This is a genomic window from Lacinutrix undariae (assembly GCF_052934785.1).
In genome coordinates, this window is sequence record NZ_CM128809.1 from 2,587,877 (window position 1) to 2,602,580 (window position 14,704).

Annotated in this window: 13 protein-coding genes; all 13 read left to right on the plus strand. The window is 33.5% G+C overall.

From position 1 onward, the window contains the following. The first annotated feature begins 10 nt into the window (after positions 1–10). The 13 genes from ACU4C5_RS11615 to ACU4C5_RS11675 all read left to right on the plus strand — a co-directional run bounded on the left by ACU4C5_RS11615 (position 11) and on the right by ACU4C5_RS11675 (position 14,680). Positions 11–271, plus strand: coding sequence for a DUF4212 domain-containing protein (locus ACU4C5_RS11615; RefSeq protein WP_446844375.1), 261 nt, complete (start codon positions 11–13; stop codon positions 269–271). A 36-nt stretch (positions 272–307) separates the two neighbouring features. After that, on the plus strand, positions 308–2,074 hold the full coding sequence (locus ACU4C5_RS11620; RefSeq protein WP_446844376.1) for a sodium:solute symporter family protein: 1,767 nt from the start codon (positions 308–310) through the stop codon (positions 2,072–2,074). A gap of 192 nt (positions 2,075–2,266) precedes the next feature. Then, positions 2,267–2,461, plus strand: a complete 195-nt coding sequence (locus ACU4C5_RS11625; protein WP_446844377.1) for a hypothetical protein — start codon at positions 2,267–2,269, stop codon at positions 2,459–2,461. Continuing rightward, a complete protein-coding gene (locus ACU4C5_RS11630) occupies positions 2,454–5,144 on the plus strand; it encodes an ATP-binding protein (protein WP_446844378.1) in 2,691 nt (896 codons plus the stop codon). The genes ACU4C5_RS11625 and ACU4C5_RS11630 overlap by 8 nt, the downstream gene beginning before the upstream one ends. 15 nt (positions 5,145–5,159) lie before the next feature. Beyond that, positions 5,160–5,525, plus strand: coding sequence for a response regulator transcription factor (locus ACU4C5_RS11635; protein ID WP_446844379.1), 366 nt, complete (start codon positions 5,160–5,162; stop codon positions 5,523–5,525). Positions 5,526–5,597: 72 nt separating this feature from the next. Beyond that, positions 5,598–5,813: a hypothetical protein gene (locus ACU4C5_RS11640; RefSeq protein WP_446844380.1), complete on the plus strand. Its 216-nt coding sequence runs from the start codon at positions 5,598–5,600 to the stop codon at positions 5,811–5,813. A 5-nt stretch (positions 5,814–5,818) separates the two neighbouring features. Beyond that, positions 5,819–7,714, plus strand: coding sequence for an AMP-binding protein (locus tag ACU4C5_RS11645; protein WP_446844381.1), 1,896 nt, complete (start codon positions 5,819–5,821; stop codon positions 7,712–7,714). A 108-nt stretch (positions 7,715–7,822) separates the two neighbouring features. Beyond that, complete coding sequence (gene acs / locus ACU4C5_RS11650; protein WP_446844382.1) at positions 7,823–9,730, plus strand: acetate--CoA ligase; 1,908 nt, start codon at positions 7,823–7,825, stop codon at positions 9,728–9,730. A gap of 18 nt (positions 9,731–9,748) precedes the next feature. Beyond that, entirely contained in the window at positions 9,749–10,843 is a 1,095-nt protein-coding gene (locus tag ACU4C5_RS11655; protein WP_446844383.1) for a sensor histidine kinase, read from the plus strand. A 2-nt stretch (positions 10,844–10,845) separates the two neighbouring features. Continuing rightward, positions 10,846–12,165, plus strand: a complete 1,320-nt coding sequence (locus ACU4C5_RS11660; protein WP_446844384.1) for a sigma-54-dependent transcriptional regulator — start codon at positions 10,846–10,848, stop codon at positions 12,163–12,165. A 381-nt stretch (positions 12,166–12,546) separates the two neighbouring features. Further along, positions 12,547–13,842 carry a Glu/Leu/Phe/Val family dehydrogenase gene (locus tag ACU4C5_RS11665; RefSeq protein WP_446844385.1) on the plus strand — a complete coding sequence of 432 codons (1,296 nt, stop codon included), beginning with the start codon at positions 12,547–12,549 and terminating at the stop codon, positions 13,840–13,842. Positions 13,843–13,856: 14 nt separating this feature from the next. Next, positions 13,857–14,276: a GreA/GreB family elongation factor gene (locus ACU4C5_RS11670; RefSeq protein ID WP_446844386.1), complete on the plus strand. Its 420-nt coding sequence runs from the start codon at positions 13,857–13,859 to the stop codon at positions 14,274–14,276. Next, positions 14,273–14,680 (plus strand): hypothetical protein, encoded by a 408-nt coding sequence (locus ACU4C5_RS11675; protein WP_446844387.1) that lies wholly within the window; start codon positions 14,273–14,275, stop codon positions 14,678–14,680. Before ACU4C5_RS11670 ends, ACU4C5_RS11675 begins: the two co-directional genes overlap by 4 nt. The last annotated feature ends 24 nt before the right edge of the window (positions 14,681–14,704 follow it).

Below are 14,704 nucleotides of genomic sequence, written 5' to 3' on the forward strand. Positions count from 1 at the left end.
AACAAAAACTATGAATGAAAAACAAAAAAATGCTTCTGCATATTGGAAAGAGAATATAAGGTATTTAGCCATATTACTTGTTATTTGGTTTATAGTGTCCTTTGGCTGTGGAATTTTATTTAGAGAAGAATTAAATCAATTTAGGCTAGGAGGTTTTAAACTCGGCTTTTGGTTTGCGCAACAGGGCTCCATATATGTATTCGTTATTCTGATATTCGTTTACGTAAAATTAATGAATAACCTAGATAAAAAATATGGCTACGACGAGTAGTAATTACTAATAACTTTTTTAAAAAAACAAGAAATTATGACTGTACAATTTTGGACGTGGTTATTAGTAGGACTTACTTTTGCCTTATATTTTGGAATCGCAATTTGGGCTAGAGCCGGCTCAACAAAAGAATTTTATGTTGCTGGAGGAGGCGTATCTCCCTTAGCAAATGGTATGGCTACCGCAGCCGATTGGATGAGTGCTGCCTCCTTTATTAGTATGGCAGGTTTGATCTCTTTTTCAGGCTATGACGGCTCCGTATATCTTATGGGATGGACTGGTGGTTATGTGCTTTTAGCCTTATTATTAGCACCTTATTTACGTAAGTTTGGAAAGTTTACGGTTCCCGATTTTATTGGAGATCGGTATTACTCAAATACAGCAAGAACGGTAGCTGTAATTTGCGCATTAATTGTTTCTTTTACATACGTTGCAGGTCAAATGCGAGGCGTAGGTATTGTGTTTTCTCAGTTTTTACAAGTAGATATTAATCTGGGGGTTATTATTGGAATGACGGTTGTTTTAACCTTTGCTCTTTTAGGAGGTATGAAAGGTATTACCTATACACAAGTGGCACAATACTGCGTGTTAATCTTTGCTTTTATGGTACCAGCATTTTTTATCTCTATGCAAATGACCGGAAATATTATTCCTCAAATAGGTATGGGTGGATCTGTAGAAGGTGGCGAATTCTTACTCGATAAATTAGATAAATTACATACAGAACTCGGTTTTCATGAATATACAAGCGGTACAAAATCAACTTGGGATGTTTTTGCAATAACCTTGGCGTTAATGACAGGAACAGCTGGTTTACCACATGTTATTGTACGTTTCTTTACCGTACCTAAAGTGAAAGATGCTCGTAAATCTGCAGGTTATGCTTTATTTTTAATAGCTATTTTATATACTACAGCTCCAGCAATCTCAGTGTTTTCAAGAACAAATTTAATAGAAACGGTGAGTAATAAAGAATACAAAAATATTCCAGAATGGTTTAAAAACTGGGAAAATACAGGATTAATAGCATGGTCTGATAAAAATGGTGATGGAAAAATACAATATGTAGCAGGTGATGCTTTATCTGGTAAAAAGCCACTATACACAGAAGCTCGCGGTGTGCATGGAGAACGTATAGTATCTAATGTTAGTACTGCACAAAATGAATTGTATGTTGATAAGGATATTATGGTATTGGCAAATCCGGAGATTGCAAATTTACCCAATTGGGTTATTGCCTTAGTTGCTGCAGGAGGATTAGCAGCTGCATTATCAACAGCCGCAGGATTATTATTGGTTATCTCAACATCTGTATCTCATGATTTGGTTAAAAAACAATTGAAACCAGATATTTCGGATAAAGATGAATTAAAAGTCGCTAGAATAGCCATTTTTATAGCGATATTAATTGCAGGATATTTTGGGATTAATCCACCGGGGTTTGTTGCTGCAGTCGTCGCGCTCGCCTTTGGTCTCGCCGCAGCCTCCTTTTTTCCTGCTATTATTTTAGGAATATTTGATAAACGAATGAATAGTCAAGGTGCTATTTCAGGAATGATTGTAGGTATTGTTTTAATGTTATTTTATATGATGAAATTTAAACTAGACATGTTTGGTGGCGGTACAAGTGAAGATTGGTGGTTTGGAACATCGCCTGAAGGATTTGGAACGATTGCGATGAGTGTAAATATAGTGATATCATTAGTCGTATCACGTTTAACGCCAGCACCACCACAAGACGTACAAGATATGGTTGAAAGTATTAGAATTCCTTCTGGAGCAGGAGAAGCTCAAGATCATTAAGGTATTAAGTATAGATTTTAATTTTTAGCAATTAGTTTAAAAATAATCGACTTGATTTTTAGTTTAGTTAGTTTGCAAATCAGCATTACATTTATGTAGTGCTGATTTCTTATATTAGTAAAATAATCAAAATTGTAACGCAATCTGTATCGCGTTGAGGTTGCTAAAAATAGTTTTATATAAAAAGATCATATGAAAAAACGTCACGAACAAAAGCTTGTTGTCTTAGCTCTAGCTTTGTTTTTAATTTTTAATATCCCGTTCATTCTTGTTTTTAATGTTGAAGGTGTTGTTTTAGGAATTCCTGTATTGTATTTTTCTATATTTTCAATTTGGTTGTTGTCTATCGTTATTTCGTATATCGTATTAAAACGTCACTATGAATAACTACGCGTTAATAACCATCATTGTCATTTATTTGGCGGTACTCTTTTATTTGGCTTTTCTTGCTGAAAAAAAACGCCAAAGTAAATGGGTGAATAATCCATACGTGTACACCTTATCTTTAGCCGTATATTGTTCAGCTTGGACGTATTATGGAAGTGTGGGGATTGCCGCAAATTCAGGGATCAATTTCTTATCTATTTATTTAGGACCAGTAATTGCTGCGCCATTATGGATTGTAGTACTTCGGAAAATTATTAGGATTTCCAAACAACATAAAATTTCATCAATTGCCGATTTTATCTCTTTACGTTATGGTAACAGTCGGTTTTTGGGGGCGTTAGTTACTATTGTTTGTTTATTTGGAACCTTACCTTATATTTCGCTACAACTAAAAGCCGTTTCAGAAACCTTCGAAATCATGTCTGATGATACCAGTTATGTATCTACAACGGTCATGGACGATTCTACATTTTATGTAGCTTTACTACTAGCTATATTCGCCACGTTTTTTGGAACACAGCATGCAGATGCTTCCGAAAAACACAAAGGTATTATTGCTACTGTAGCTTTTGAGTCGGTTTTAAAACTGGTGTTCTTTTTAGCTATTGGAGTGTATGTTACATTTTATCTGTTTGATGGTACTACGGATATTTACAATCAAATTTCAAAAGCAGAAAACTTTAAGCAACTCACTACGCTTGATGGGGTAGAAGATGGTTTTAATTGGTTTTTCTTAATCGGTTTGTCTTTTATGGCTATATTTTTATTGCCACGACAATTTCAAGTATCAGTTTTAGAAAACAATAGAGAAAAACATTTAAAGAAGGCAATTTGGTTATTTCCATTGTATTTATTGCTGTTTAATATGTTTGTGATTTTTATAGCTTGGGCCGGAAAAATAACGTTTGGTTCTACTGAAAATGCAGAATATTATTCCTTGTTATTACCCTTAGAACACGGGAATTCGTTTTTAGCAACTTTGGTGTTTCTAGGTGGTTTTTCAGCAGTAATATCTATGGTTATTGTATCTACTTTGGCGTTGTCAACGATGGTGAGTAATAATTTAATTATTCCTTATGGATTTTTAGATAAATTTATTAAAAATCAACCAGAACGTAATTCAAAATACATTAAAAACATTCGTCGTATTTCTATTTTTACAATCATAATTTCAGCATATTTCTTTTATGTATCATTCTCAAAAGAATTATCTCTGTATTCTATTGGTTTGATATCATTTGTCATTATCTCTCAATTAGCACCATCATTTTTTATAGGTTTATATTGGAATCGTGGATCTTCAAGAGCAGCGATTATTGGGATACTTATTGGCTTTTTTATAACCATTTACACATTGGTATTGCCATTTACACTCCAAGCTTACACCGGAACCGATAATTTTACACAGTTTGGTTTATTAGGTCTCTCGGTATTAAAACCCTATGCTTTATTTGGTATCCATTTTTTAAGTCCACCAGCGCATGCATTTTTTTGGAGTATGACTTTTAATATCATGGCCTATTTGTTGTTTTCATTAACCAGCAAAGGAAATTATAGAGAGCGTAATTATGCCGAAATGTTTGTAGATAGTGAAAACTTTGCCACACTTCAAGATAATGCTTTGGTTTGGAAAGGAGAAGCTCACGTTATAGATATTAAAAATGTACTAATTCGTTTTTTAGGAGAACAAAGAGCTACGAGGGCATTGAAGATTTTCTTTACAAAATACAAGCTGCCACAAGATACTCAATTGGCCGATGCGCGATTAATTAATTTTTCAGAAAAACTCCTAACGGGAAGCATTGGTTCGGCATCAGCCAAAATATTAATAGCGAGTGTGGTAAAAGAAGAACAGATTAGCTTGGTTGAAGTGTTGAAGATTTTAGAAGAATCTAAAGAAAACATTGTGAGTAATAAAGCATTGTTGGATAAATCTAATGAGCTATCTCAGTTATCTTCAAAATTGAAAGATGCCAATGAAGAGTTGCTGTCTAAAGATAAGCAAAAAGATGAATTTTTAGATACGGTAGCGCATGAGCTTAAAACACCTGTTACAGGTATTCGTGCCGCCACGGAGTTGTTAATGGATGAAGAGGATGATATGCCTCCTGAAATTAAAACCCAGTTTTTAAAGAATATACTTCAAGATTCCGACCGTTTAGGGCGATTAATACATAATATTTTAGATTTTGAAAAGTTTGAGACAGGGCGTTTACATTTAGATTTGCAATATCAAGACCTTCAAAAAACCATTGCAAAAGCCATAAATAGTATTGTTCAGGTTGCAGCTAAAAAAGAGGTGAAAATTATTACTAAGAATGTGCATAGTTTTAAAGCAACTTATGATGAAGATCGCATCCTTCAGGTATTGACGAATTTGCTATCTAATGCGATTAAGTTTTGTAATGAAAAAGTAGGTGTGATTATCGTTGATTTTAAATTAGGAAATGGTTATGTAGAAATCTCTGTAACCGATAATGGTAAAGGGATTCCACCGGAAGATCATGATTTTATATTTGATAAATTTTATCAATCACAACACCAAAACACACTAAAACCACAAGGTAGCGGACTAGGTTTAGCGATTACAAAACAAATAGTAGAAAAGCATGATGGAAAAATTTGGGCAAAAAAAGACGTTAAAAAAGGCGCAATACTTGTTTTTACCATACCTTTTAAGTAAATTGTTGTCATAAATATGAAGAAGAAAATTTTAATTGTAGATGACGAGCCTAATATTGTGATGTCATTAGAATACACGTTTAAAAAACAAGATTTTGAAGTGTTTATAGCAAGGGATGGAAGTGAAGCTTTAGATATTTTAAAGCAGTATATTCCAGATGTTATATTATTAGATATAATGATGCCAAATGTTGATGGCTATCAAACCTTGACACATATAAAAAACACAGAGAGCTTAAAGGATACCAAAGTGGTGTTTTTGACGGCTAAAAATAAAGCTTCAGATATTGAAAAAGGATTAAAATTAGGAGCAGATAAGTATTTAACAAAACCTTTTTCAGTAAAAAAAATAGTTTCAGAAATATTGGAGCTTGTGACTTAAAAAGTATTTTTTGAGTTTAATTAAAATTGGTTTTGTGTGCAAACAAACTAAGTTTAATTAAAGATTAAAAACATGAAATTTCACATTAATGCATTAGCGTCAGATATACTTATAAGTATTTACGTTATTGTGACACTTTTTTTTAGGTTTAAATTTGAAAGTCAAACCAATGTAAGTCCTATGCTTTCTATAGTCATGGGAGTTTGTTTTGTGGCTATTCTTTGGTCATTAATAAAGCTAAAAGTACTTAACCCTAATTGGTTTGGTTTGTTTAACTCTAAAAAATAATAACCATGTACTATCAAGAATTTTACAAAAAAAGTATTACATCACCAGAAATGTTTTGGCAAGAACAGGCTCACAATTTAGAGTGGTTTAAAACACCTAAAATCATCTTGTCAAAAGATAAATATAACTACGATCAGTGGTTTGAAGACGGTGAACTTAACTTAAGTTATTTGTGTATAGATAAACACATTAATGATGGTTTTGAAACTCAAAATGCCATTATTTATGACTCACCAGTTACAAATACAAAACAACATATAACCTTTAATCAATTACACCATGAAGTTTCTAAACTAGCTGGTGGTTTGCAAAGTTTAGGCTTGCAAAAAGGCGACACGTGCATTATTTATATGCCTATGATTCCGCAAGCCTTGTATGCTATGTTAGCCTGTGCTAGAATAGGTGTCATACATTCGGTTGTATTTGGTGGTTTTGCCCCGCATGAGTTGGCAATTAGAATTGACGATTGTAAACCTAAAGCTATTATTACGGCATCAAACGGTGTTGAGGTAAAACGGATTATTCCTTATAAACCTTTTGTAGATGATGCTATTGTTAAAGCAAAAAATAAACCAAAACATGTTATTGTTTTTGATAGGCAATTAGGTGTTGAGATTCCTAAGAAAGACTACGATATAAACTATACAGATTTGGTTGAAAAGTCACCTTCAGTAGAAGCGGTGTCTTTACCTTCAACACATCCGTCTTATGTATTGTATACTTCAGGAACTACAGGAACTCCAAAAGGAGTGATAAGAGATATTGGTGGTTATGCTACGGCTTTAAAATTCTCCATGAAATATGTTTATGGAGTAGATGAAGGCGAAACTTTTTGGGCTGCAAGTGATGTAGGTTGGGTTGTTGGTCATAGTTTTATAGCTTACGGACCATTATTAAACAGAAATACAACTATACTTTTTGAAGGAAAACCTATAAAAACACCAGATGCTTCAGCGTTTTGGCGCATTATTAGCGAGCATCAAGTAAAAGCAATGTTTACTGCTCCAACAGCTATTAGAGCGATTAGAAAAGAAGATCCTACCGGACATATGCTTAAGCGTTTTGATTTATCCTGCTTTAAATATTTGTTTTTAGCCGGTGAACGTTGCGATGTGTCTACTTTAAATTGGGCAGAAGATAAATTAAATATTCCTGTTATTGACCATTGGTGGCAAACCGAAAGTGGTTGGCCTATGATTTCTAATATGGTTGGTGTTGGTTTACAGGAGATAAAACCAGGTTCGGCAAGTTTAGCTGTTTGTGGTTATGATATTCAGATTTTAAATGAAGAAGGTGAAGAAGTCGCTTCTAGTGTAGAAGGTTATGTGGCTGTAAAATTGCCATTACCACCAGGCACCTTAAGTAATCTTTGGGGTAACCCAGACCGATTTAAGGCAGGGTATTTAAAGCGTTTTCCAGGTTATTATTTTTCTGGAGATGGTGGTTATAAAGATGAAGATGGTTATATCTTTATTACAGGTCGCGTAGATGATATTATTAACGTGGCAGGACACCGATTATCAACCGCCGAAATGGAAGAGATTGTAGCGTCTCACCAGTCGGTTTCAGAATGTGCTGTTTTTGGTGTGCATTGTGAACTTAAAGGTCAAAAACCTTTAGGATTAATTGTTTTAAAAACGGAAGTTCTTTCAGAACATGAAACTATTCAAAAAGAAATTATACAAGATGTGCGACGCGAAATTGGAGCTGTAGCTTGTTTTAGAGAGGTGTTGGTTGTTAATCGATTACCAAAAACGCGAAGTGGAAAAATTCTTCGTAAATTGTTGCGACATATTGCAGATGAGCAACAGTATAATATTCCATCAACGATTGATGATATTAGTATTATAGACGAAATTAAATTGGTATATGAAACCCATCATATAGGGGGTTTTAAATAAGAGACTACACTGTTAGATTAAAAATAAAGGTCGTATAAAACAGGCCACAAAAAAATAAAGTATGGTGCGTATATAATAATATGTACTTAAAATTTAAACACACAAAACATGAGTAATTATCACATAAAGCATTTAGAAGAATACTATCAAGTTTACCGTAAATCCGTTAGGAATCCAGAAAGTTTTTGGGAAGAAATTGCTGAAGAGCATTTTATGTGGCGTAAAAAATGGGATAACGTTTTAAGTTGGGATTTTAATAAACCAGAAGTTAAATGGTTTGAAGGCGCTAAATTAAACATTACAGAAAATTGTATTGATAGACATTTGTATACAAGAGGAGACAAAACCGCTATTATTTTTGAGCCTAATAGTCCAGACGAAGCGGCACTTCATATTTCTTATAGAGAACTACATGAACGTGTATGTAGATTTGCTAACGTATTAAAAGAGCATGGTGTAGGAAAAGGAGATCGCGTTTGTGTATACTTGCCAATGATTCCAGAATTAGCCGTTTCTGTTTTAGCTTGTGCAAGAATAGGTGCTATACATTCGGTTGTATTTGCAGGATTTTCTTCTACAGCATTAGCAACGAGAATTAACGATAGTGATTGTAAATTAGTAGTGACGAGTGATGGGTCTTATCGTGGTGCAAAAACAATTGATTTGAAAGGTATTGTTGATGAGGCTTTAGAGGACTGTCCAGGAGTAAACACCGTATTAGTGGCAAAACGTATTAATACAGATATTAATATGCAGGACGGACGTGATAAATGGCTACAACCGTTATTGGATGAGGCTTATCATGATTGTGTACCAGAAATTATGGATGCAGAAGATCCTTTATTTATTTTATATACATCAGGATCTACAGGAAAACCTAAAGGAATGGTGCATACCACTGCAGGTTACATGGTATACACAGCATATACGTTTAAAAACGTGTTTCAATATAGAGAACAAGATGTGTATTGGTGTACTGCAGATATAGGTTGGATTACAGGGCATAGTTATATTGTTTATGGTCCATTATGTAATGGAGCAACTACAGTATTATTTGAAGGTGTACCAAGCTACCCAGACTTTGGTCGTTTTTGGGAGATTGTAGAAAAGCATAAAGTGAGTCAGTTTTATACTGCGCCAACCGCTATTAGAGCCCTAGCGAAAGAAGGCGTAGAGCATTTAGAAAAACACGATTTATCATCATTAAAAGTATTAGGTACTGTTGGAGAACCTATTAATGAAGAAGCATGGCACTGGTATGATGATAATGTTGGTAAGAAAAAAGCGCCAATTGTAGATACTTGGTGGCAAACCGAAACAGGAGGTATTATGATTACCCCAATCGCATTTGCTACCCCAACAAAGCCAACCTATGCCACTTTACCTTTTATAGGAATTCAGCCTGCATTAATTGATGAGCATGGACAAGAGATTAAAGGAAATCAAGTGGATGGTAGATTGTGTATAAAATTTCCTTGGCCTAGTATAGCTAGGACCATTTGGGGAAATCACCAACGTTATAAGGATACCTATTTTTCAGCTTATGCTAATATGTATTTCACTGGTGATGGTGCTTTACGTGATGAGGTAGGTTATTACAGAATTACAGGTCGTGTAGATGATGTTATTATTGTATCTGGTCATAATTTAGGAACCGCTCCTATAGAAGATGCTATTAATGAACATCCAGCAGTAGCAGAAAGTGCAATTGTAGGTTTTGCTCATGATATTAAAGGAAACGCACTATACGGTTATGTTACTTTAAAAGAAACAGGAGAAAGTAGAAAACACGATAATCTTCGTAAAGAAATTAATCAGTTAATTACAGAACAAATAGGACCTATTGCGAAGTTAGATAAAATTCAATTTACTAACGGCTTGCCAAAAACACGAAGTGGAAAAATTATGCGACGTATTTTACGTAAAATAGCAGAAAACGAAACGGATAACTTAGGAGATACAAGTACATTACTAAACCCAGAATGTGTACAAGAAATTATTGATAACGTCTTGTAACATAATATTTTTTTTTTAATGACTTCAACAGAAGACAAACTTAAAGAACGCATAAAAGAGCTAACATGTTTATATAATGTTAGTTCTTTTATCGTTAATAGCGATTTACAAAACTTAAAACCAACTTGGGATGCTATAGCATTAAGTTTAAAAGATGCTTTGCATTACAGTGATGATGCCTCGGTAGCCTTTAAAATTAATGATGTTATAATTGTAGCAGGACATCAAGGCGGTGATAAAGTATATATGATTTCTGCTATAAAACGATTTAATCAAATTATAGGCAGTATAAAGGTTGGTTATTCAAAAGAGAAATACGACACCGATGTTTTCTTACAAGAAGAAGAGCAACTGTTAGCAACTATTGCTTTAGAGATTGGTAGCTTATTAGAACGGAAACAAATTGTAGATAACGAAGCGTTAGTAAAGCGACAAATGGAACGTACCGATCGTTTAAGTATTTTAGGAGAAATTACAGCGGGTATTGCTCATGAGTTAAATACACCACTAGCTAATATTTTAGGTTTTACCGAATTATTAAAAGAACGTTTTATTGATGATGAGGTCGCTTCAAACGATTTAAATAAAATAATGACTAGTGCTATTTTTTCAAGGGAGGTTGTAAAGAAATTAATGTTTTTTTCTTGTGAAATGCCTCAGCAGATGATGTTTACTAATGTTATTCCTATTATTAATGATGCTGTTGGTTTACTCAAACCTAATTTTGATAAAAAGGGACTCACTTATAAGGTGGAATATGCAAATGATGATATGCAGTTACGTGTTGATCCTATTCAAATCACACAAGTTATTTTTAATCTAGTTATTAATGCCATTTATTTTTCACCTGAAAAGGGACACATTCTAATTTCAATAGAAGCACCAACAGGTGATGAAGTGGTTTTAAAAATTAAGGACGAAGGTTCGGGGATTCCAAAATCAGTAAGTGACTCTATTTTTAATCCGTTTTTCACTACCAAACCCGTAGGAGAAGGTTCTGGGTTGGGATTGAGTGTGGTACATGGGATTGTTAAAAGTCATAAAGGTAGTATCACACAGCAACAAAATTCAATAAAAGGTACTACTTTTACAGTCGTATTCCCAAAGCAATAATAATGACTTTAAATAAAGAAAATATTTTAATTGTAGATGATGATGTTCATATTTTAGAACTCTTACAGCGTCATCTTCAATCATTAAATTATCATACCTATAAAGCGGTTTCAGTAAAAGAAGCGGTTGAGATTTTAAAAGATCAATCTATTAGCTTACTCATTACAGATCTTAAAATGCCAGGAGTAGATGGTTTACAGTTGGTAAAATATGCCTCAGAACATTACCCAGACCTACCTAAATTGGTGGTCACAGGGTATCCTTCTATTGATGGCGCTTTAGAAGCTATGAAATCGGGAGTGATGGAGTATCTCACCAAACCATTTACTAAAGAAGAATTACGACTTGCGGTGGCTAAAACTTTACAAAACAGAAAAAATAGCCTTCCAAAAGTCAACGTTTCCGAAGAAAAAATATATGGAGAATTGATAGGGCAATCTTCAGCTTTACAAAAGGTTACCGATGTTATAAAACGCGTAAAAGATAATAAGGCGACGGTTTTAATTACTGGAGAAAGTGGTACAGGAAAAGAAGTTGTTGCCCGTTCTATCCATTATATGGGTAAATTTAGAACGGCTCCATTTATAGCGGTTAATTGTGGCGCAATTCCTGAAAATTTATTGGAAGCCGAATTGTTTGGGTACACTAAAGGTGCTTTTACAGGTGCAAATGAGACTAGGAACGGATTATTTCAAGCGGCTAATAAAGGCACTCTATTTTTAGATGAAATAGGAAATGCCTCAATAGCAACTCAGTTAAAATTATTACGGGTTTTACAAGAAAAAGAGGTGACTAAAGTGGGATCTCAAAAATCAGAAAAAATAGATTTGCGAGTTATTGCTGCAACTAATGTAAACTTACAAGAACGTGTAAAATCTGGAGAGTTTAGAGAAGATTTATATTACAGGTTAACCGTTGTACAAATAAAAGTGCCAACTTTACGTGAACGTCAATCGGATATTCCGTTATTAGTTGATAAATTTTTATTCAAATACGGAGTAGAGTACAAAGATAAACTGCTTAAAATTTCAGAAGAAGCACTTCAAGTCTTAATGCGTTATCCATGGCCTGGTAATATTAGGGAACTTGAAAACTGTGTTCAGCACGCTATAATTATGTGTGACAGACAACTTGAGGTTAAAGATCTTCCTGAGCATTTAAAATACAAAATAGATTTTCCTGAAGATGATAGCTTACAGTCGCTTAAGGAGGTTGAAAGAAGACACATTTTAAAAGTCTTAGAAGCTACAAATAATAATAAATCTAAAGCTGCCGAAATTCTTCAAATAGATAGAAAAACACTTCGAGATAAAATAAAATAAGCTCAATTTTTTACTGGGTAAAAACACCCTGTTGGGGAATTTCTCCTCACTCGTTTAAAATTATAAAATTTATTAAAACCACGCAATATTCTTATTATAAGAGTGTTGCGTTTTTTTGTTTAAACGCGTTCTGTGTTGGCACAGCTATTGCCAATAGGAGATTGTATTACTAATGAAATTTATATGAATATAAAAGGAAGTAGTTTGTGTAAGAGTTGTGGGTTTTTAAATGATTGCTCATTAAACACAAGTCAAACGTTTATTTGGTCGTGCAGTGAATATGAAGATTATCATGAGCGCTTAACAACCGTTATAATTAACTAAAGTTTAAAAAATGTACCAGTTCAATAGAAAAAATTGAACCTATTAACGATTAATTTTATGACATTAACAAAAGAAATTAAGTCAAAAAAACAACCTAAACAAGGGATGTTAAATAATGTAATGGAGCAATTTAATAGTGCTGCAGATTTAGTAAATCTGAATCCAAACATTAAAAAAATATTAGAGATTACTAACAATGAATTAATTATTCATTTCCCGGTAAGAATGGATAACGGAGACGTTGAGGTTTTTAAAGGATATCGCGTACAACATAATAATGCATTAGGACCATATAAAGGTGGTTTACGTTACCATCCAACTATTGATATTGATGCTGTAAAAGCTTTAGCCATGTGGATGACATGGAAAACATCTTTAGCTGGTTTACCTTATGGAGGCGCAAAAGGAGGAATTCAATTAGATCCTAAAAAATATTCAGCAGGAGAATTAGAGCGTATTACAAGACGTTTTACTTATGCTTTAGGAGATAACATAGGCCCAGAACATGATATTCCTGCTCCAGATGTAAATACGAATTCGCAAACGATGGCTTGGATAGCAGATACTTATATGTCTACAAAAGCTCCTGCAGAACGTTCAAAAAATCAACACGTTGTTACTGGAAAGCCAGTAGGATCAGGAGGATTAGAAGGACGTGATCGAGCTACAGGATTTGGGGTGTTTTTAACTATCAAATTTTGGGCAGAATATAATAGCGTCAACCTGGAAGGAAAGACATTTATAGTTCAAGGTTTTGGAAATGTTGGTTATTGGACAGCACACTTTTTAGAAAAACAAGGTGCTAAACTAGTTGGTGTACAAGATGCATCTGGAACTATTGTTAACCCTAACGGGATTTCTGTTGAAGATTTATCAAATTATATAAAAGCAACTAACGGAAGCCTGATTGGTTTTCCTGGATGTACTGAAGTTGCGAAAGAAGATTTTTTTGGATTAGATTGTGATATTTGCGTGCCGGCAGCTTTAGGAAATCAAATTACTAAAGAAAATGCAGGTAATATTAAAGCTAAACTAATTGCTGAAGGTGCAAACGGACCAACAACTGTTGAGGCAGAAAAAATATTATTAGAACGTGATGTAGCTATTATTCCAGACATTTTATGTAATTCAGGAGGTGTTATAGGAAGTTATTTTGAATGGTTACAAAACCGAAATGGAGAACTTTGGGAGCTAGATGAAATTTTGGTTAAGTTAGAAAAGAAATTACAAGAAGCTTTTATTCGTGTAATGAATGCTTCAAAATCAAAAGAAATTGATATGCGTACAGCCGCTTATGTTTTAGCTATAGAGCGTATTGAGAGAGCTTACATTCAAAGAGGTATTTTTCCTTGATAAATTTATAGCTTATGAAATACGGAAGTTTAATTATAGAAAAGAAAGAGTTTGTAATTCTAAAACGGCTTATTAATCTTTCGGGAAATTTTAAAGATGCTGTTGAAAAACGCTCGGTTTATAAACTAAGTAAAGAATTAGAAACAGCCATTATTCAAGATGGCGATGAGATTCCTGATGATGTTATTCGATTTAATTCTGAAATAACAATTAGTTCGAAAGATGATTGGAAGCACACTTTTAAATTAGTACTCCCAACAGAAAGTGATATTTCAAAACATAAAATATCAATACTTTCCCCAATGGGAACAGCTGTAATTGGTTATGCTCAAGATGATGAAATCTCATGGGAGTTTCCGCAAGGAATTAAACAATTTAAAATTGAGAAAGTGAAGCAAAGCAATCAAGTTGAAACTTTAAAGTATAATTTATGATTGATAAAAAAAATTATGTAAATGCTACCGATGAAGATATTATTGACATAAAACATCATCAAGAATTGTTGGTTTGGATTGACCACTTAAAATATGTTATTAAAGAGTGCAATCAATTAATAAAAATAGATGACAAAATTAAGAGTGTAAATGCTACTGAAGTTAAAGTTTCTCAATTGAATAATAATCTTGTTGAGATGAAAAATAGAACCGTTGCATTTGTAGATGAGTTACAAAACTACAGAGGTAAATTAAGTGATTTTAAAGAGTGTAATGATTTGGAATGCGACTTGTTTTTTATAAAAAATCATGATGACTTTAGAGGTCGGTATTTATCACATTTAAAAGCATACAGACTTTTAAAGGACAAGATGTACAACGTAATGATTAACAGTTACAAATAAATATTAAAGTTAAGTTGTTTTAAA

What these genes read in the sequence shown, in the direction of transcription:
- ACU4C5_RS11655 (WP_446844383.1), top strand. Translation starts at nt 9,749, where the DNA reads ATGACTTCAACAGAAGACAAACTTAAAGAACGCATAAAAGAGCTAACA.
- ACU4C5_RS11620 (WP_446844376.1), top strand. Translation starts at nt 308, where the DNA reads ATGACTGTACAATTTTGGACGTGGTTATTAGTAGGACTTACTTTTGCC.
- ACU4C5_RS11675 (WP_446844387.1), top strand. Translation starts at nt 14,273, where the DNA reads ATGATTGATAAAAAAAATTATGTAAATGCTACCGATGAAGATATTATT.
- ACU4C5_RS11670 (WP_446844386.1), top strand. Translation starts at nt 13,857, where the DNA reads ATGAAATACGGAAGTTTAATTATAGAAAAGAAAGAGTTTGTAATTCTA.
- ACU4C5_RS11615 (WP_446844375.1), top strand. Translation starts at nt 11, where the DNA reads ATGAATGAAAAACAAAAAAATGCTTCTGCATATTGGAAAGAGAATATA.
- ACU4C5_RS11665 (WP_446844385.1), top strand. Translation starts at nt 12,547, where the DNA reads ATGACATTAACAAAAGAAATTAAGTCAAAAAAACAACCTAAACAAGGG.
- ACU4C5_RS11640 (WP_446844380.1), top strand. Translation starts at nt 5,598, where the DNA reads ATGAAATTTCACATTAATGCATTAGCGTCAGATATACTTATAAGTATT.
- ACU4C5_RS11635 (WP_446844379.1), top strand. Translation starts at nt 5,160, where the DNA reads ATGAAGAAGAAAATTTTAATTGTAGATGACGAGCCTAATATTGTGATG.
- ACU4C5_RS11625 (WP_446844377.1), top strand. Translation starts at nt 2,267, where the DNA reads ATGAAAAAACGTCACGAACAAAAGCTTGTTGTCTTAGCTCTAGCTTTG.
- ACU4C5_RS11645 (WP_446844381.1), top strand. Translation starts at nt 5,819, where the DNA reads ATGTACTATCAAGAATTTTACAAAAAAAGTATTACATCACCAGAAATG.
- ACU4C5_RS11630 (WP_446844378.1), top strand. Translation starts at nt 2,454, where the DNA reads ATGAATAACTACGCGTTAATAACCATCATTGTCATTTATTTGGCGGTA.
- acs (WP_446844382.1), top strand. Translation starts at nt 7,823, where the DNA reads ATGAGTAATTATCACATAAAGCATTTAGAAGAATACTATCAAGTTTAC.
- ACU4C5_RS11660 (WP_446844384.1), top strand. Translation starts at nt 10,846, where the DNA reads ATGACTTTAAATAAAGAAAATATTTTAATTGTAGATGATGATGTTCAT.